The sequence below is a fragment of the Sphingomonas sp. NFR04 genome (assembly GCF_900114095.1).
Taxonomy (GTDB): domain Bacteria; phylum Pseudomonadota; class Alphaproteobacteria; order Sphingomonadales; family Sphingomonadaceae; genus Sphingomonas.
On record NZ_FORV01000005.1, the window covers coordinates 225,933 to 243,711 of the forward strand.

Annotated in this window: 11 protein-coding genes; 4 read left to right on the forward strand and 7 right to left on the reverse strand. The window is 67.8% G+C overall.

What is annotated here, in order from left to right; genetic code table 11:
- Positions 1-125: 125 nt before the first annotated feature.
- Both rpoC and BM009_RS15855 read left to right on the forward strand, forming a co-directional pair.
- On the forward strand, positions 126-4,409 hold the full coding sequence (rpoC, locus tag BM009_RS15850) for a DNA-directed RNA polymerase subunit beta' (protein ID WP_093297674.1): 4,284 nt from the start codon (positions 126-128) through the stop codon (positions 4,407-4,409).
- A gap of 300 nt (positions 4,410-4,709) precedes the next feature.
- The gene (locus BM009_RS15855) at positions 4,710-5,975 is read left to right on the forward strand and encodes a nidogen-like domain-containing protein (RefSeq protein ID WP_217644210.1); all 1,266 of its coding nucleotides are present in this window, start codon (positions 4,710-4,712) and stop codon (positions 5,973-5,975) included.
- A gap of 28 nt (positions 5,976-6,003) precedes the next feature.
- Here the strand turns inward: BM009_RS15855 and BM009_RS15860 are convergent, their stop codons facing one another.
- Positions 6,004-7,071, reverse strand: coding sequence for a carbohydrate porin (locus BM009_RS15860; protein ID WP_254772310.1), 1,068 nt, complete (start codon positions 7,069-7,071; stop codon positions 6,004-6,006).
- A gap of 213 nt (positions 7,072-7,284) precedes the next feature.
- On the opposite strand from BM009_RS15860, the gene BM009_RS15865 reads away from it, so the two are divergent.
- A complete protein-coding gene (locus BM009_RS15865; RefSeq protein WP_368085932.1) occupies positions 7,285-9,081 on the forward strand; it encodes a methyl-accepting chemotaxis protein in 1,797 nt (598 codons plus the stop codon).
- Positions 9,082-9,232: 151 nt separating this feature from the next.
- A complete protein-coding gene (locus BM009_RS15870) occupies positions 9,233-10,480 on the forward strand; it encodes a PQQ-dependent sugar dehydrogenase (RefSeq protein ID WP_093297679.1) in 1,248 nt (415 codons plus the stop codon).
- Positions 10,481-10,516: 36 nt separating this feature from the next.
- Here BM009_RS15870 and BM009_RS15875 read toward each other — a convergent pair whose 3' ends face one another.
- The 6 genes from BM009_RS15875 to BM009_RS15900 all read right to left on the reverse strand — a co-directional run bounded on the left by BM009_RS15875 (position 10,517) and on the right by BM009_RS15900 (position 17,734).
- Positions 10,517-11,131, reverse strand: coding sequence for an ATP-binding cassette domain-containing protein (locus tag BM009_RS15875; protein ID WP_093297680.1), 615 nt, complete (start codon positions 11,129-11,131; stop codon positions 10,517-10,519).
- Complete coding sequence (gene modB / locus BM009_RS15880; RefSeq protein WP_093297682.1) at positions 11,121-11,810, reverse strand: molybdate ABC transporter permease subunit; 690 nt, start codon at positions 11,808-11,810, stop codon at positions 11,121-11,123. Before modB ends, BM009_RS15875 begins: the two co-directional genes overlap by 11 nt.
- Positions 11,811-11,820: 10 nt before the next feature.
- On the reverse strand, positions 11,821-12,564 hold the full coding sequence (modA, locus tag BM009_RS15885) for a molybdate ABC transporter substrate-binding protein (protein ID WP_093297683.1): 744 nt from the start codon (positions 12,562-12,564) through the stop codon (positions 11,821-11,823).
- 135 nt (positions 12,565-12,699) lie between these two features.
- Positions 12,700-13,881, reverse strand: coding sequence for a hypothetical protein (locus BM009_RS15890; protein ID WP_139216651.1), 1,182 nt, complete (start codon positions 13,879-13,881; stop codon positions 12,700-12,702).
- Between the two features lie 284 nt (positions 13,882-14,165).
- On the reverse strand, positions 14,166-15,227 hold the full coding sequence (locus BM009_RS15895) for a glycosyltransferase (protein ID WP_175488070.1): 1,062 nt from the start codon (positions 15,225-15,227) through the stop codon (positions 14,166-14,168).
- Complete coding sequence (locus BM009_RS15900; protein WP_093297839.1) at positions 15,224-17,734, reverse strand: DegT/DnrJ/EryC1/StrS family aminotransferase; 2,511 nt, start codon at positions 17,732-17,734, stop codon at positions 15,224-15,226. Before BM009_RS15900 ends, BM009_RS15895 begins: the two co-directional genes overlap by 4 nt.
- Positions 17,735-17,779 lie beyond the last annotated feature (45 nt).

A 17,779-nucleotide genomic window follows, 5' to 3' on the forward strand; every position in this document is an offset into this window, starting at 1 on the left:
GGGGGGTGGGCTCCCGGCCTGAAGCGGAGTGATCGGTTGAAACCGGGTGCCCACCCCTTCCCAGGCCTGCGGCCTGGGCCCCTTCCCCTCCCGCTCGCGGGAGGGGAGTTGAAGGACCAGATACTATGAACGAACTTACCAACTTCGCGAACCCGCTCGCCAAGCCGGAAACCTTCGACCAGATCCAGATCGGGATCGCGTCGCCGGACCGTATCCGCAGCTGGTCGTTCGGCGAGATCAAGAAGCCCGAGACGATCAACTACCGCACGTTCAAGCCCGAGCGTGACGGCCTGTTCTGCGCGCGCATCTTCGGTCCGATCAAGGATTACGAGTGCCTGTGCGGCAAGTACAAGCGCATGAAGTACAAGGGCATCGTCTGCGAAAAGTGCGGCGTGGAAGTGACCGTCTCGAAGGTCCGCCGCGAGCGCATGGGCCATATCGAACTGGCCGCCCCGGTCGCGCACATCTGGTTCCTGAAGTCGCTGCCGAGCCGCATCGGCCTGCTGCTCGACATGCAGCTCAAGCAGCTCGAGCGCGTGCTCTATTTCGAGAGCTACATCGTCACCGAGCCGGGCCTCACCCCGCTCGAGAAGTTCCAGCTCCTCACCGAGGACGAGCTGCTCGACGCGCAGGATGAGTACGGCGAGGACGCGTTCTCGGCCGGCATCGGCGCCGAAGCGGTCAAGATCATGCTCATGGATCTCGACCTCGAAGGCGAGCGCAAGGAGCTTCTGGAAGAGCTGGCGACGACCAAGTCGGAGCTGAAGCCCAAGAAGATCATCAAGCGCCTCAAGGTCGTCGAGAGCTTCATCGATTCCGGCAACCGCCCGGAATGGATGATCCTGGACGTCGTGCCGGTGATCCCGCCCGAGCTGCGCCCGCTGGTGCCGCTGGACGGCGGCCGCTTCGCGACCTCGGATCTCAACGATCTGTATCGCCGCGTGATCAACCGTAACAACCGCCTCAAGCGGCTGATGGAGTTGCGCGCGCCGGACATCATCGTCCGCAACGAAAAGCGCATGCTGCAGGAAGCCGTCGACGCGCTGTTCGACAATGGCCGCCGCGGCCGCACCATCACCGGTGCGAACAAGCGTCCGCTCAAGTCGCTGTCCGACATGCTCAAGGGCAAGCAGGGCCGCTTCCGTCAGAACCTGCTCGGCAAGCGCGTCGACTATTCGGGCCGTTCGGTCATCGTGACCGGTCCGGAGCTCAAGCTGCACCAGTGCGGCCTGCCGAAGAAGATGGCGCTCGAGCTGTTCAAGCCGTTCATCTACGCCCGTCTCGACGCCAAGGGTCTCTCCATGACCCTGAAGCAGGCGAAGAAGTGGGTCGAGAAGGAGCGCAAGGAAGTCTGGGACATCCTGGACGAAGTGATCCGCGAGCACCCGGTTCTCCTGAACCGCGCGCCGACGCTCCACCGTCTGGGCATCCAGGCGTTCGAGCCGGTGCTGATCGAAGGCAAGGCGATCCAGCTCCACCCGCTGGTTTGCTCGGCGTTCAACGCCGACTTCGACGGTGACCAGATGGCCGTCCACGTTCCGCTGAGCCTCGAGGCCCAGCTGGAAGCGCGCGTCCTGATGATGTCGACCAACAACATCCTGTCCCCCGCCAACGGCAAGCCGATCATCGTGCCGTCGCAGGACATGGTGCTGGGTCTCTATTACATCACCATGGAGAAGGAAGGCGAGCCGGGCGAAGGCATGCTGCTGGCCGACATGGCGGAGGTCCACCAGGCCCTCAACGCCGGCGCGGTGACGCTGCACAGCAAGATCACCAGCCGCGTTCCGCAGACGGACGAGGACGGCAAGCAGTACCTCAAGCGCTACCAGACCACCCCGGGCCGCATGCTGCTCGGCGAGTGCCTGCCGCACAGCCACAAGGTGCCGTTCGACGTCGTCAATCGCCTGCTCACCAAGAAGGACGTGGGCGACGTGATCGACGAGGTTTATCGTCACACCGGCCAGAAGGAGACCGTGCTGTTCGCCGACGCGATCATGTCGCTGGGCTTCCGCCACGCGTTCAAGGCCGGCATCTCGTTCGGCAAGGACGACATGATCATCCCGGACGCCAAGGTGGGTCTGGTCGACGAGACCAAGGCGCTGGTGAAGGACTTCGAGCAGCAGTATCAGGACGGCCTGATCACGCAGCAGGAGAAGTACAACAAGGTGATCGACGCCTGGAGCCGTTGCGGTGACCAAGTGGCCGCGGCGATGATGGACGAGATCAAGGCGGTCAAGAAGGACCCCGAGACCGGCCGCCAGATGCCCGACAACGCCATCTACATCATGGCGCACTCCGGTGCCCGTGGTTCGGCGGCGCAGATCAAGCAGCTGGCCGGCATGCGCGGCCTGATGGCCAAGCCGTCGGGTGAGATCATCGAAACGCCGATCATCTCGAACTTCAAGGAAGGTCTGACCGTCCTTGAATACTTCAACTCGACCCACGGCGCCCGTAAGGGCCTCGCGGACACCGCGTTGAAGACGGCGAACTCGGGCTACCTCACCCGTCGTCTGGTCGACGTGTCGCAGGACTGCGTCGTCCTCGAGGACGATTGCGGTACCGAGCGCGCGCTGGAGATGAAGGCGATCGTGCAGGGCGGTTCGGTGATCGCGTCGCTCGGCGAGCGTATCCTGGGCCGCACCACGGCCGAGGACATCGTCGATCCGAAGACCAACGCGGTGGTGATCCCGATCGGCACCCTGCTCGACGAGCCGATGATCGCGCAGATCGAGGCGCTCAGCACCCCGGCGGTGAAGATCCGTTCGCCGCTGGTCTGCGAAGCCAAGCTCGGCGTGTGCGCCAAGTGCTACGGGCGTGACCTCGCCCGCGGTACCCCGGTGAACATCGGCGAAGCGGTGGGCGTCATCGCGGCGCAGTCGATCGGCGAGCCGGGCACGCAGCTGACCATGCGCACCTTCCACATCGGCGGTGCGGCGCAGCTCAACGAGCAGTCGAACCTCGAAGCCCCCGTGGACGGCAAGGCCGAGTTCCGCGACCTGCGCCTGATCGAGGATCAGCGCGGCCGTCGCGTGGTGCTCAGCCGCTCGGGCGAGATCGCGATCATGGACATGGATGGCCGCGAGCTGGCCGTGCACAAGATCCCGTACGGCGCCTATGTGATGTTCGACGATGGCCATCTGGTCAGCGCCGGCGATCGCATGGCCGAGTGGGATCCGTTCACCATGCCGGTGATCACCGAAACCGGTGGTGTCGTGAAGTATCAGGACATCATCGAAGGCAAGACCATGACGGAGCAGGTCGACGAAGCGACGGGCATCGCCCAGCGCGTCGTCACCGAGTTCCGCGGTGCGGGCAAGAAGGAGGACCTGCGTCCTCGCATGACCCTCACCGGCGAGAATGCCGCCGAAGCCGCCCGCTACATGCTGGCGCCGGGCGCGGTGATCTCGGTCGAGGATGGTGCCACGGTGCAGGGCGGTGACGTTCTGGCCCGTGTGGCGCGCGAGTCCGCCAAGACCCGCGACATCACCGGCGGTCTGCCGCGCGTCGCCGAGCTGTTCGAAGCGCGCAAGCCCAAGGAAAATGCCATCATCGCGAAGGTCTCGGGCCGCGTGGTGTTCGGCAAGGACTACAAGGCCAAGCGCAAGATCGGCATCCAGCCGGAGGACGGCGGCGAGGTCGTGGAGTATCTGGTCCCGAAGTCGAAGGTGATCGACGTTCAGGAAGGCGACTACGTCAAGCGTGGCGACAACCTGATCGGCGGTTCGCCGGATCCGCACGACATCCTGGAAGTGCTCGGCATCGAGCCGCTGGCCGAATATCTGGTCAGCGAAATCCAGGAAGTCTACCGACTGCAGGGCGTGAAGATCAACGACAAGCACATCGAGGTGATCGTTCGCCAGATGCTGCAGAAGGTCGAGATCACCGATGGCGGCGACACCACGCTGCTGGCGGGCGAGCAGGTCGATCGCGACGAGATGGACGAGCATAACGAGAAGCTCCAGCCGGGCCAGCAGCCCGCGATGGGCAAGCCGATCCTGCTCGGCATCACCAAGGCGTCGCTGCAGACCCGCAGCTTCATCTCGGCCGCGTCGTTCCAGGAGACCACCCGCGTGCTCACCGAAGCCGCGGTGCAGGGCAAGAAGGACACGCTGCAGGGCCTGAAGGAGAATGTGATCGTCGGCCGCCTGATCCCCGCCGGTACCGGTGCGGGCATGGGTCGCCTGCGCGTCGCGGCCACCTCGCGCGATGCGGCGCTGCGCGTCGCCCAGCGCAAGATGCAGGAAGCCTCGCTCATCGCTCCGGCGAGCGCGGCGGAAGAGCATGCGGCGGAACTGGCCCGCAGCACGCGGGACGCAGGCGGCACCGGGGATGATCCCCTGGCGTCGGTGACCCCCTCGGGCCACGGCACCGATGCGGATGCCGGCGAGTATCTGAACGAGGCGGAGTGATCCGCCCCGTTCGGGGGCTCCCAGCCTGACCGAGCGTGACACGAACAGAGCCGCCGTCCGGGATGCCGGGCGGCGGCTTTTTCGTTGCCGCTGCCCGCGCTTGAAAGGTTCGAAGTCGATCAATCCGCCCGCGGCGGCGCGATCGCGCCCGCCCCGCCCCGGCTTTTCCGAAGCGAACGGCGCGACATGCGCCGCGGCGGCGATCCTGTCCGGTGCGGAGGCAGTTGCACCACGCCAGGGATCAACAGGGACCGCGCGCTTTGCTACCCATTATGGAACAACAGGGGGCGGGAGAGGATCATGCGGAACATGGCAACCGCCATGGCGAGCGCGCTCGCGCTCGTCCTGGCGTCATCGGCGGGGGCGGCAACGCTGCGCGGGGGCATGGGCGGCCCCGCGGGCTATGGCAATCTCGTCCTCCAGCCCAATGACGACAGTTTCAGCGCGGTGCAGAACAGCCCGTTCCTGATCAACTTCTTCGGCTATTCGGGCCGATCCTTCTTCGTCAACAACAACGGCAATATCAGCTTCGGCCAGGGGCTCTCCAGCTTCACGCCGGTGCCGTTCGACGGGCACGCCGCGGCACCGCTGATCGCGCCCTTCTGGGCGGACGTGGATACCCGCTGCACCGGGTGCGGATCGGTCTATCTCGGCTCGCAATCCACCAACAGCTTCACGGTCACCTGGAACAATGTCGGCTATTATTCCGCGAATTCGAGCAAGTTGAACAATTTCCAGATGACGCTGGCCGGCTTGAGCAATTCCGGGGATTTCGACATCGAGTTCCGCTACAATCGTCTCGAATGGACCACCGGCGACGCCAGCGAAGGCGTGAACGGTCTGGGCGGCGTGCCCGCGCAGGCCGGGTTCGACGCCGGCGACGGCAGCCATTTCTATTCGCTGCCGGGCTCCTTCTCGTCGACCGGCGCGCTCAACTTCGCCAACATCACCAACGTGACCGGCGGTGAAGCGGGCGTGTTCAAATTCTCCATCCGCAACGGCGCGGTGCTCGCCGACGGGAGCAGCCCGGCAACGCCGCTGCTGCCCAGCAACGTCACCAATGGCAATGGCGGGCCGGGCTTCGGCTTCCAGTTCCAGGTCCAGCAGAACCAGCGGGTCTTTGTCGATCCGGTGGTGGCCGTGGGATATGACTTCAGCACCTCGTTCGGCAGCCCGATCATCCTCAGCGCGCTGTTCCCGGATCTCGGCGATCCCGATGGCTATACCGTCTACCTGCACGACGATCTGGTGCATCCCTATGCAACGCATGTCGGTGCCTATGGCAACCCGTTCCTTGTCGACTTCAGCGCGGCGGGAGGCGTGTCGGGCTTCCGCATCGCCGGGATCAACCCGTCGCTGGGACTTGACCCGACCAACCCCACTGCGTTCGTGACAGGCCTGACCTTCGACGTGACCGGCCCGGCCATGGTCGACCTCACCCAAACGCCGCTCCGGTTCGATACCAACGGCGGCGTTCCGGAGCCTGCCAGCTGGGCGATGCTGCTGCTCGGCTTCACGGGGATCGGCGGCATGCTGCGGCGGCGGCAGGCCGCGGCCGCAGCCTGACAAACCGGTGCGCGGTGGCGGCCGACGATCAGATGGCGATCGTCAGCCGCACCGTGCCCACGGCCACCCCGCGCGCCTTCTCCACGCCGCCGCGATCGGTGATGAACTGGACGTCGGGCTGGACGGTCAGCCATTTGGCGAGCCGGTCCGAATAGGTCAGCTCGAAGCTGGTTTCCGCGCGCGAGGGCCGTGCGCCTTCGTCGAGCAGCATCGCCCGGTAGCCCGGGGTGGTCACCCCACGGCTCATCCCGAACGATATCTGCGAATCCGGACGCCCCGCGACGAGTCGCTCGACCAGGATCCCCGCCTGCCAGCCCCCCTGGAACGGCGTGGCGGCGCCGCCGGACACGCCCGCGCGGCCGAACGCCGTGAGCGCCCGCTTCCCCTCGCCGCCCGTCAGCCGCAGCTCGGCGATCGCATAACCGCCATGATCGACATGCTGGAGGGGCACGCCATCGGCATCGACCTGGGTATAGTCGTCATGCCGCTTGGTGTAGCGCCAATAGCCGCCGGCGATCTTGAGACCCGGCCGTTCCACCCCTGCCTCGCCAATCAGCAACAGGCCGTGGCGGAAGCTGAAATCGATGCCGTGCGGATCGCCCAGGCAGCCGGCCGCGCCGTTGAGCGCCGCCGCGCGGACATAGCCGAGATGATCGAAGCGATGCTCCACCCGTAGGGTCAGCGCGGTCGACGGGTAGATGGAGGGGCCGTTCGGTCCGGACGCCGCGAGCTCGGACCCTGCGCCGAACGAAGGCGAGATCAGCAGCCCTGCCGCGCCATTGGCGTAGAATTCGCTGTTGAGGTCATAGGCGCCCGCGCGCACCGTGCTGTGCTCCCCGATGCGCTGCTCCACCCAGGCTTCGAACAGCCTGACATGGTGGCTCGCCACTTCGATATTGTCGACGCCTTGCAGCGTGCCCGCCGCCGCATTGGGGCGCCCGCCCATCGTGCTCATCACATGCACATGCGCCCTGGCGCCCTGCCAGCCGACCAGCCGCGCCAGATCGGCATCCGCGGTAAGGTCGGTATCGTCGAGCACATAGGTCCGGTCGCGATCGCCGCCGCGCACCACGCTGGCGACATCGATGGTTTCCACCAAGTGGACGTCAACCGGCCTCTGGGCAAATACGTAGGTAGGCGATGTACATCCAAGCACGAGGGCGAACAAAAAGCGCTTCATCACCAAGCATCCCGATACCCCTCGACCAGAGTTTTAGGATGAAGGACTCTGCTTTACGGAACCTTGTCTATAATTTTTCGGGAGAGGATGCTTCTCATTGCGAGTGCGTCACAAGCCTGGAGCGAAGTCGTGCAGTCGATCGCGTATTCAACCCGCAAGCTAACGGCCGTTATCATCCTGCTTTTCCTGCTGTGCGGGGGTACCGGGATCGTCTCGTCCTGGCTGCTGGGCTCGGCGCTCGACAAGCAGGCTTCGGCCTCGGCGCTGCTCCGCAACCATATGGAAGCGGACATGATGCACGATGCGGTGCGCAGCGACGTGCTCGCCATCCTCGCCTCGGGCGAGCCGGGCATCGGCATCAAGCTGGAGGACTCGCGCAAGGATCTCGACGAGCATCTCGGCACGCTGCGCAAGCGCATCGCCGAAGACGTCGCCTTCAAGGGTAACGCCGCGATCGAGGCCGCCGCGGCCAAGGTCGGCGATCCGACGGTCGCCTATGCCAATGCCGCCCAGCAGATCGCCGACGCCGCCGCCCGCGATCCCGCCGCGGCCAAGCGCCAGTTGCCCGCCTTCTTCCAGCAATTCTCCATCCTCGAGAGCTCGATGGCGGCCGCGTCGGACGCGATCGAGCGCTATTCCGACGGTACGGCGCAAGCGGGTGCGACCCTCGGCTGGATCACCACCGGCCTGCTGGTCGCCACGCTGCTCGCCGCGATCGGCGGCGCGCTCTATGCCGCGCGTCTCGCCAATCGCCGGCTGGTCGATCCGCTGATCGCTCTGTCCGAAACGGTGGAGCAGCTGGTGACCCAACCCGGCACGCCGCTGCCCGAAACCGATCGCCAGGACGAACTCGGCGCCCTCGCCCGTGCCATCGCGCAGTTCAACCAGCAGGTCGAAGCCGCCAATGCCGAGAAGCTGGCAACCACCGAGATGATCGTCGAGACGGTCGGCTCGGGCCTGCAGAAGCTGGCGGGCGGCGACCTCACCACCCGTGTCGACGCCGACCTGCGCGGCCCCTTCGCGCGCCTCAAGCAGGACTTCAACCGCGCCGTCGACAGCCTGCGCGAGCTGATCGGGTCGGTGCATAGCGGCGCCGGCTCGCTGCGCCGCGCCTCCACCGAGATCACCGCCGCGTCCGAAGACCTCGCCCGCCGCACCGAAGCCAATGCCGCGAGCCTGGAGACGACCACCGCCGAGATCAGCCAGATCGACGAGCGCCTGCGCACCTCGGTCCGCGCCGCCAGCGAGACGGTGAGCCGCGCCGACCAGACGATCGAAGCGGTCAGCTCGGGCCGTTCGCGCGTGAGCAACGCAGTGACTGCGATGGGTCGCGTCTCCGAAAGCGCCAAGGGCATCGACGCCGTGATCGAGGGGCTCGACAAGATCGCCTTCCAGACGCGGGTTCTCGCGATGAATGCGGCGGTCGAAGCCGGGCGCGCCGGCGAGGCGGGCCGCGGCTTCGCGGTGGTCGCCGACCTCGTCTCCGCGCTCGCCATGCGCGCCGAGGAGGAAGCCGGCCGCGCCCGCGACCAATTGACCGTCACCCAGGTCGAGATCGGCACGGCGGTCTCCGCCGTCGAGGATGTCGACGGCGCGTTCAGTTCGATCTCGGAGAACGCCCAGTCGGTGCACAGGCTGCTCGGCCAGGTGGCTGCCGACAACCGGGTGCAGTCGGAGTCCATCTCGCGGCTGAGCGAGACGATCCGGGTGATGGACAATTCCACCCAGCAGAACGCCGCGATGGTGGAGGAAACCTCGGCCGCCGCGCGCAACCTGATGGCCGAGATCGGCCAGCTGGTGGAGCATGCCGCGCAATTCCGCATCGACGGTGGCACGGCCGCCGCGTCGGCGCGAGGTGCGGCGCGCGCGTCCTATGCGCTGCCGGTAGCGAGCGTTGCCGCTGTGGACGAGGCCGCGTGGGTTTAGGAAGGCTGCGGAGCGGGCGGATACCGCATCCTTCGCGCGGGACGCCGTAACGCCGCCGCCAGCACACGCTCCCGCCGACCCCCTATCTATCCGCACAGCTTCCCAAGCTGTGCAAACCTTCCTATAAGCCTCAGTAAATCTGGGGATTTCAATGAAGATCACGACACCACCCAACCGGGCGACGTTCGCCCTGTTGGCCGCCATCCTTCTCGCCTCCTGTGGCGGTGGCGGATCGGGTACTGTCAGCGTGCCCGGCCAGGAACCAACGCCTGTCCCGACCCCCACCTCCACCCCAACGCCGGAGCCGACGCCAGACCTGACGCTGAAGTCCACCGGCGGCATGGTGACCATCGGCCTGATCAAGAAGGCAGAGCTGTTCAAGCCCTATGCGGTCGCGCCGCTGGCGACCGGCCAAGCGCTGATCGTGGGCGTGAAGGATGGGCTGCGCGTGCTGTCGGCGGCGGGTGTTCTGTCCGATCCGATCCCGACCGGGCAGAACATCTACTTCCCGTTCGACGTGCTGCCCGCGCCCGATTTCGAAACATCGGGCCGCATCTACATCACCTATGCCGAGATGGGCCCCGACCGCCCGGAGAGCGCGGGCAAGGATGACGGTCGCGGCGATGGTGCGAACCTTGCCGTCATGTCGGGCAAGCTGGATCTCAACACCAACACCTTCACCGAAGGTCGCGTGATCTGGCGGCAGAGCCCGCGCGTAACGGCGCTGGGAGAGTTCGGCGCACGTCTGCGGTTCTCTCCGGACGGGCGATATCTGTTCGTCACGGCGGGCGATCGCTCGACCTATGGTCCGCAGCAGCAGCTCGACAACACGCTGGGCAAGACCGTGCGCCTCTATCCCGATGGCTCGATCCCGCCTGACAACCCCTTCGTCGGCCAGCCCGGTGCGATGGGCGAAATCTGGACCCTGGGGCATCGAAACCATTACGGGCTGGATTTCGACACCTATGGCACCCTGTGGAGCAGCGAGCACGGCCCCGAGGGCGGTGATGAGTTGAATGTCCTCCAGCGCGGCGGGAACTATGGCTGGCCGAACGTCAGCTATGGCAACCACTATACCGGAGAGATTCTGCCCAAGCCCAAGGATGGCGATGGCTATGTGCAGTCCGCACTAACCTGGACACCTGCCATCGCGCCCTCCGGCATGACGATCTACAAGGGAACGCGGTTCGCCAACCTGCGCGGCGTAGCCGTGATCGGGGGATTGAAGGGCCAAGTGCTGGTGTTCGCCACACTGGGGCGGAACGGCAGCGCGACCGAGATGGACCGTGTGCCGATGGGGTTCCGGGTTCGCGACGTGCGCAGCGCCGCGGATGGTGCTCTATGGGTCGTCGAAGATGCGGAAAGCGGTCGCATATTCCGGGTGATTCCGGCGAAATAAGGAGGCCGGGGCGCGGCCGTGGCCGGCTCCGCCCCCCTACTCTCCGAACGCCACGATCCGGTCCCCCAGACGCTCGGCCTCGGCACGGTCGTGGGTGACGAGGAGGATCGGCAGGCCGATGCCGTCGCGCAGGCGCTCGAGCAGCGCGAGGATCTCCTCCCGCCGGGCGCGGTCGAGCGAGGCGAGCGGTTCGTCGAGCAGCAGGAAATCGGGATCGGTGAGCAGCGCGCGGCCGATCGCCACCCGCTTGGCCTCGCCGCCCGAAAGCGTGCGCGGCCAGCGATCGAGCAGATGCGCGATGCCGAGCAAGCCGATCACCCGGTCCACGTCCACTGCCGCGCCCTTGCGCCAGCCATAGAGCAGGTTCGCCCGCGCACGCAGGTGCGGGAACAGCCGCGGCTCCTGGAACACATAGCCGGCCCGCCGCGCCTCGGGCTTGAGGTCGACACCCGCCGCCCCATCGAACAGGGTGCGCTCGCCTACCCGGATATGCCCGGCATCGGGGCGGAGCAGCCCGGCGACCATGTTGAGCACGCTCGACTTGCCCGCGCCCGAGGGGCCAAACAGCACGGTCACCCCCGCGCCGGGCGCCACGCGGCAGGCGATCTCGGTCTCGCCCAGCGTGCGGCGCACGTCGATGTCAAAGGACATGGGTGCCCCTGCCCGTCCGCCGCGCGACCAGCTCGGAGCCCAGCAACGCGACAAAGGCGATCGCGATCGACACCGCCGCCAGCCGCAGCACCTGCCCCTCGCCGCCCGGCACCTGCAGCGCCGAATAGATGGCGAGCGGCAAGGTCTCGGTCTCGCCCGGCACGTTGGAGACGAAGGAAATCGTCGCGCCGAACTCGCCCAGCGCACGCGCGAAGCCGAGCACCAGCCCGGCGAGCACGCCCGGCAGCGCCAGCGGCAGCGTGACGGTGGCGAAGGCGCGCACCGGCCCCGCGCCCAGGCTGCGCGCCGCCTGCTCCAGCCGCTGGTCGACTGCTTCCAGCGACAATCGGATCGCGCGCACCATCAGCGGCAGCGCCATCACCCCGGCCGCGATCGCCGCCCCGCTCCAGCGGAACAGCACGGTGGCGCCGAACCAGCGCTCGAGCAGCCCGCCGATCGGCCCGGCGGGCGCGAAGGCGAGCAGCAGCATCCAGCCGGTCACCACCGGTGGCACGACCAGCGGCAGATGGACCAGCGCATCGAGGAGGAGCTTGCCGGGAAATCGCCCCCGCGCGAGCAGCCAGGCGAGCGCGAAGGCCAGCGGCAGCACCGCCAGCACCGCCACGCCCCCCACCTTGAGCGAGAGCAGGACGATGCCCCATTCCTCGGCGCTCAGCACCGGGCCAGGCTCATAGCGGGGTGAAGCCGTAGCGCGCGAAGATCGCCTTGCCGCGCGCGCTGATCAGGAAGCGGCGGAACGGCTCGGCATCGGGGCTGGCGGCAGTCTTCAGCCGCGCGACCGGATAGCGGATCGGCGGGTGGCTCGCCGACGGGAAGATGCCGGCGATCCGCACCTTGGTGGAAGCGCGCGCGTCGGTGGCGTAGACGATGCCGAACGGCGCCGCCCCGCGCTCGACCAGCGCGAGTGCGGCGCGGACATTCTCGGCGCTCACCACCCGGGGGGCGAGCCGATCCCAGGCACCGATCTTCTGCAGCGCCGCCTTGCCGTAGAGCCCGGCGGGCACCGCATCGGGATCGGCCATCGCCAGCCGCGCCTGGCCGATCGCGGCGAGCAGCGGGCCGGCGCGATCGAGCGGCACGGCCCGCCGGTCTGCGGCCGCAGCGGCGAGGACCAGGCGATTGCCGAGAAAGGCGACACGGGTGCCGGGGGCGAGCTTGCCGCCCTTGTCCACCGCATCCATCCAGGGCTCGTCCGCCGAGACGAACAGGTCCGCCGGCGCGCCCGACTGGATCTGCCGGGCGAGCGCCGAGGAGGCGGCGAAGGACAGCACCGGGCGCGCATGGCCCAGTCGGGCCCAGGCATCGGCGGCGGCGTTCATCGATTCCTGCAGGCTGGCGGCGGCGAGGACCAGCGGGGCGCGCGGTGCCGCGTGCACGGTGGGGACGACGGCGAGCGCCAGGATCGCCAGCATGGTGCGGCGGTGGAAGGGGATGGAACTGGGCACGATCGGTCACCTGTACTGCGGGCGACCGGGTTCCCGTGTTGCGCGGTTCAAGTCAAGTAACGTCGGCGGCGGACGGCCTCCCCTTCCCAGGGGTGGCCGCGCTCATTTCGCGAACAGCACGCCCCACATGAAGTCATAGCCCTTGTAGCCGGCAGGAACGCTGTTCGGGCCCAGGGCCTCCGACACCGGTCCGGAAAGCCCCTTGGCATCGAAGCTGGCCCCGGCATGGCAGGAAATGCAGGACGAAACGTTCAGCGGCACATCGGCATTGAGCGGCTCGACGATGGGGCTGCCCAGCAGCGTCGGGTTCTTCGTGGTGCCGAACGTCGTCTGGGTGCCGGTGAGGCAATAATTGGCGAAGACCGAACCCACCTTCTTGCTGCTGAACAGCGCCTTCAGGGCCAGCGTCGGCTGGCAGCTCTTATATTGCTGCCAGGGCTGCGCGTTCGCCGGCACCTTCTGCGTCACTGCGCCGAAGGAATCCGAGCATCCGGTCTGATCGCAGCGACCGGGGGTATAGGCATTCTCGAAATCCGCCCAGACCCAGTCCGGAAAGCCTGCCAGCTTCAACGACACATGCATGCTCGTCATCGCATAGGTGACCGTGCTGCCATCGATGGTGGCGGTCGACGTATAGAAATTGTCGGAGACGAAACTTTCCTGCTGCTTCAGCCACGCCGCGAGCGTCGCCACCGGAATCCAGTCCGCCTTGATCTCCAGCGCTCCGTCGGGGAATTGCACCACCTGCGAGGTCGGGTACATGGCCGCGAGCCCGGCCTTCGACCAGAGATTGTTCGCCACCATGTAATCGAACGACGCGCGATCCCGCCGGACCTCTTCGCCGACGCACCCGCTCGCCGGGAATCCCGAATTCGCCGCCGCACCGGTCAAGCCGGGCGGTGTGCTGCATCCCTGTGCGGGCCCGATCACCTGCACCGTAAGCCCCCCGCGCCGCGTCTTCCCGAGATGCGACTGCCCCAAGGCGCTTTGCTGGAAGGACTTGCTGCTTTTGAGCGTCGCCGCGCTTGGCCAGATCGGGCGGTTGCAGCCCGAAGAACTTCCCGTCGGCGGACAGGGATTTGAAACATAGATGTCCTGATCCGACGCCCAGGTCTCGTATTCGACGCTTCCTGCGACCGACGAAGGTGCCACAGCAACTACAAAGGCACCCCAGGACAACGCATCCAATGCCGAAAGCGCAAGGCTGGCGGTCGACCGCCCCGCATGCTTCACCGCCTTTTGTGTCACCGTACCGGCATGGATATTGCCGGCACCGAACATCACGCCGGATCCTGCAGCAACCAAAGCGGAGGCCATGACGGCATAACTGATGCGGCGAAGGGATAATTGCATGGCGGCATGCTCCAGATCAACGGACCATATCAACGCAGCACACGCCTTCTAGAGGCAGCAAAATATATGTACAGGATAAACGCAGATTCTCAATTATTTTATAGTACAGAATCCGACTACATAAAGCCGCTGTATTCCCACGAATTTTCATTGGTGCGTATTGCCACCTCCGCAATTCGCACCGGAACGGCGGCAACGGGATGGCGAGGAAGCCGCTAGTGCGGCATCGCCCCGCGGTGCCACGCCGATCGCATCGCACCGATCACCCGGCTCGCCACCAGGTCCGGAGCGGGCGCGCCGAAGAGCACGGCTTCCGCCGGGCGGCCACGGAGCGCATGGCGCAGCGGCAGGCGGCCCGAGCGGATTCCGGCCCGGCACAGCCGCCACCACAATCGCGCAATCTCCCGGTCCACCCGCGCCAGCGTCGCCGCATCGTGGCCCCGCTCCCCGAAATGCGCACGCAGCACCGCGATCCCGTCGAACAGCCGCCGCAGCAACGCCCGGTCACCGATCGGTGCCTTGGCCATGACATAGCGGACCAGCAGCCCCGCGATGTCCGGGGCCTCCTCCCCCAGCAAATCCCGGTGCCGTGCGCGGAGCAGCGCCTCGGCATGTGCGGTCATCGTGCCGTTGAACACCTGCGAGGCACCGCCGGCATGCTGGCGATACAGGGTCAGCACGGTGTCGAGCTGGTCGATCCGGCCGAAGGCGCGCAGGCGGTGGTAGAGATCAAAATCCTCGACATAGCGGCATTCGGGCCGCTCGAAGATCTCCAGCCGGCGCGCGGCGTCGGCGCGGAACAGTACCGAGGACCAGACCAACGGATTCTGGACCAGCATCAGCCAGTCGATCAGCCCCGGCGTCAGCGGGCGCACCCACTGCCCTGCCCGCACCCGCCCGTCGACGAGGCAGTCGGTGGCGGTGCTGACCAGCACCGTCTCGGGATGCGCATCGAGCCACGCCACCTGCCGCGCGAACCGTTCGGGCAGGCAGAGATCGTCCTGGTCGAGCCCGGCGATATAGCGCCCGCGTGCGGCAGCGAAGGCGCGGTTGCGGGCGATCACCGGGCCGCCGTTGACCGCGCTCTCGATCACCCCGATGCGCGGATCGCCCCACCCCCGCAGCACCGCCACGGTGTCGTCGCGCGAACCGTCATCCACCGCGACCAGCTCCCAGTCGGAGAAGGTCTGCGCCTGCAGGCTCGCCAGCGTCTCCGGCAGCAGCGCGGCGCCATTGTAGGTCGCCATCACCACCGAGAGGGTCGGCGCGTCGCTCATGCCGCCGCGCGCGCGCGATCGGCGAGGATCTGGTCGACGATCATCCGGCCGATATCGTTCTGCCACAGCCATAGACCGTTGGCCTTGCCGCTGAAGCTCGCCTCGCCGCCGAGCGGGCCGTCGGGGACATGGCCCGAGGCGAGCCCCAGCCCGTAGACGCCGGGCACCACCCGCCTCTCGGCATCGAGCACGCGGCACTGCTGGTCGACCAGCCGCGGCCGACCGGGATGGTCCGCCATCAACGCGATGCGTGCTCCGTCGACATCGTAGAGCGGCAGCGCGCGCGGGCGATAGCCGAGCGCGCCGATCACCACGTCCGCCGCTTCCAACTCTGCCCGCATCGCTTCGTCATTGTCGCCGGTCAGCCGGCACAGCGCCATGCGCGGATCGGGCGCGCGACCGCCGACGCCGAGCATTCGCAGCACCAGCTCGCGCGCCTCCAGCCGGAAGCCGGCCAGGCGATAGACGAAGCCGCTCAACGGGCAGATATCGTCCGGCCCGAAATCGGTGAAGCCGTCCGCCTGCGCCTCCTCGGCCGAGCGATAGAAGGGCCGCAGCGGCCGGCGATGGTATAGCCGCAGCGCCCCCGCTCCCAGCGGCAGCGCCGGGCTCGCCTTGAGCAGCAGCACCGCCGCCGCCATCGCGCTGGTCGATCCGCCGACGATCGCGATGCGCGGTGCGCGGACGTCCGCCAGCCGCGCCCGCAGCCGGTCGAGCCCGCCCAGCCGCAGGAAGTCGTCGCCGAGCACCAGCCGCTCGCCCGCCAGGTCACCGATCGGTGCACCCGCGATCCGCTCCGCCGCAACATGCGCACGGTCCTGATAGCCGCCGGTCGCGATCACCAGGTTCGCCGTGCGCATCACCCGCTCGTCGCCGGTGAGCAGGTTGCGCACCCGCGCCGCCCAGTCGCCCTGCGGGGTGCGGCGCGCCTCGACCACCTCGGACCGGGTCGCGACCACGCCGCCATGCTGCGCGACCAGCGTGCCGAGCCTGGCCCCGGTCGCCTCCAGCAGCGGCGTCGAGCGCGCCAGCGGCACGCCCAGCCGCCCGGCATAGAGCGCCACCTCGCGGCCGGCAGGATGCTCGGTCAGCGCGGCGATGTCGCCATGCACATTGTCCCTCACCGCGGTGAGGAAGGTCTCGGCGGTGCTGTCCGAGGTGATCGCATAGCTGCCGATCTCGCCGCGCCCCAGCACCGCGTCCCGCTCGACGATCGCGAGCCCGCTCTCGGCCAGCGTCACCAGCTGGTCGCCCTTGGTGGCAGCGGTGAGCAGCGCAGTCCCCGCCGGGCCGCCGCCGACGATCAGCGCCGAATGCACCGTCCGCCCGCGCCGCTCGACGCGCAGTCCGTCGAGTCCGGCGCTCCGGCAGGCATCGATCAGCGCGGTGCAGACCGTGTCGACATCGGCCTCGGTCATCCCGTCGGTGACGGGCAGCGAGAGGATACGCCCGGCGATCTCGTCCGCCACGGGCAGCGCGCGATCGATCACGCAGCTGCTGCGGAACCAAGGCTGCTCGCCGAGATGCGGGCTGAAATAGTGGCCGGCACCGATCCCCTGCTCGGCCAGCGCCGCGATGATCGCCGCGCGATGCCCGGCAAAGGCGCGCGGCAGCAGCAGCGACTGGAATTGCAGCGCAGGCCGCGACCCGCGCAGCACCTGGAACTGGAAGCCATGCGCATCGGCAAAGCCGCCCAGCCGCTCGCGATAGACCCGGTCGAGCGCGGAACGGTGGGCGGCGATCGCCTCCAGTTCCTCCAGCTTCGCCGTGGCGAGTACGCCCAGCACCTCGGGCAGCTTGGCATTGAGCCCCGGCCCCTCGGCCGAGCGCCCGCCGTCGAAACCGAAATTGGTCATTCGCCGCAGCGTCTCGATCAGCGCGGTGTCGCCGCTATGGACCAGCCCGCCCTCGGCCGTGGCGAACACCTTGGTGGCGTGCATCGAGTACACCACGGGAAACGGCGCGCCGGTGCCGAACTGGTGCCCGTCCGCATCGATCGTGCCGAGCGAGGCCGCGGCATCCACCACCACGCCCACACCGCGCGCGTGATAGTCGCGGTAGCGCGCCAGATCCAAGCCCCCGCCGAAGGTGGCATAGGGCACCACCACCGCGATGCGATCGCCATAGCGGTCGAACGCCGCCGCCTCGGCATCGGCGCGCATCGTCCAGTCCTCGGGATCGATATCGCAGAGCAGCGGGGTCAGGCCCGCCCATTGCACCGCCTGCGCGGTCGCTGCGAAGGTGAAGGCGGGGACCAGCGCCAGCGCATCGGTCCCGGCGCGAGGACCGGCGGCGTGGCGGATCGCCAGCATCAGCCCGATCGTCGCATTGTTCACCGCGAGGCAGGCGCCCTGCCCGGCGAACAGTCGTGCCGTCGCCGCCGCCTCGAACCCGCGCACCACCGGCCCGCCGTTCGAATAGGTACCCCGCGCCTCGATCGTACGGAGCGCGTCGGTCATCATGCTCAACCGCGGCGGCTGCGGCGCGATCAGCGGCAGGCGCTGCATGGTCATCTCCCCGGATGCTGCTTCGCCGGAAGCGGCGGAGGGGGC

Bases quoted from the DNA above. Each gene is read 5' to 3' on its own strand.
- BM009_RS15900 (WP_093297839.1), bottom strand. From the start codon at position 17,734: ATGCAGCGCCTGCCGCTGATCGCGCCGCAGCCGCCGCGGTTGAGCATG.
- BM009_RS15895 (WP_175488070.1), bottom strand. From the start codon at position 15,227: ATGAGCGACGCGCCGACCCTCTCGGTGGTGATGGCGACCTACAATGGC.
- BM009_RS15875 (WP_093297680.1), bottom strand. From the start codon at position 11,131: ATGTCCTTTGACATCGACGTGCGCCGCACGCTGGGCGAGACCGAGATC.
- modA (WP_093297683.1), bottom strand. From the start codon at position 12,564: ATGCTGGCGATCCTGGCGCTCGCCGTCGTCCCCACCGTGCACGCGGCA.
- BM009_RS15855 (WP_217644210.1), top strand. From the start codon at position 4,710: ATGCGGAACATGGCAACCGCCATGGCGAGCGCGCTCGCGCTCGTCCTG.
- BM009_RS15870 (WP_093297679.1), top strand. From the start codon at position 9,233: ATGAAGATCACGACACCACCCAACCGGGCGACGTTCGCCCTGTTGGCC.
- rpoC (WP_093297674.1), top strand. From the start codon at position 126: ATGAACGAACTTACCAACTTCGCGAACCCGCTCGCCAAGCCGGAAACC.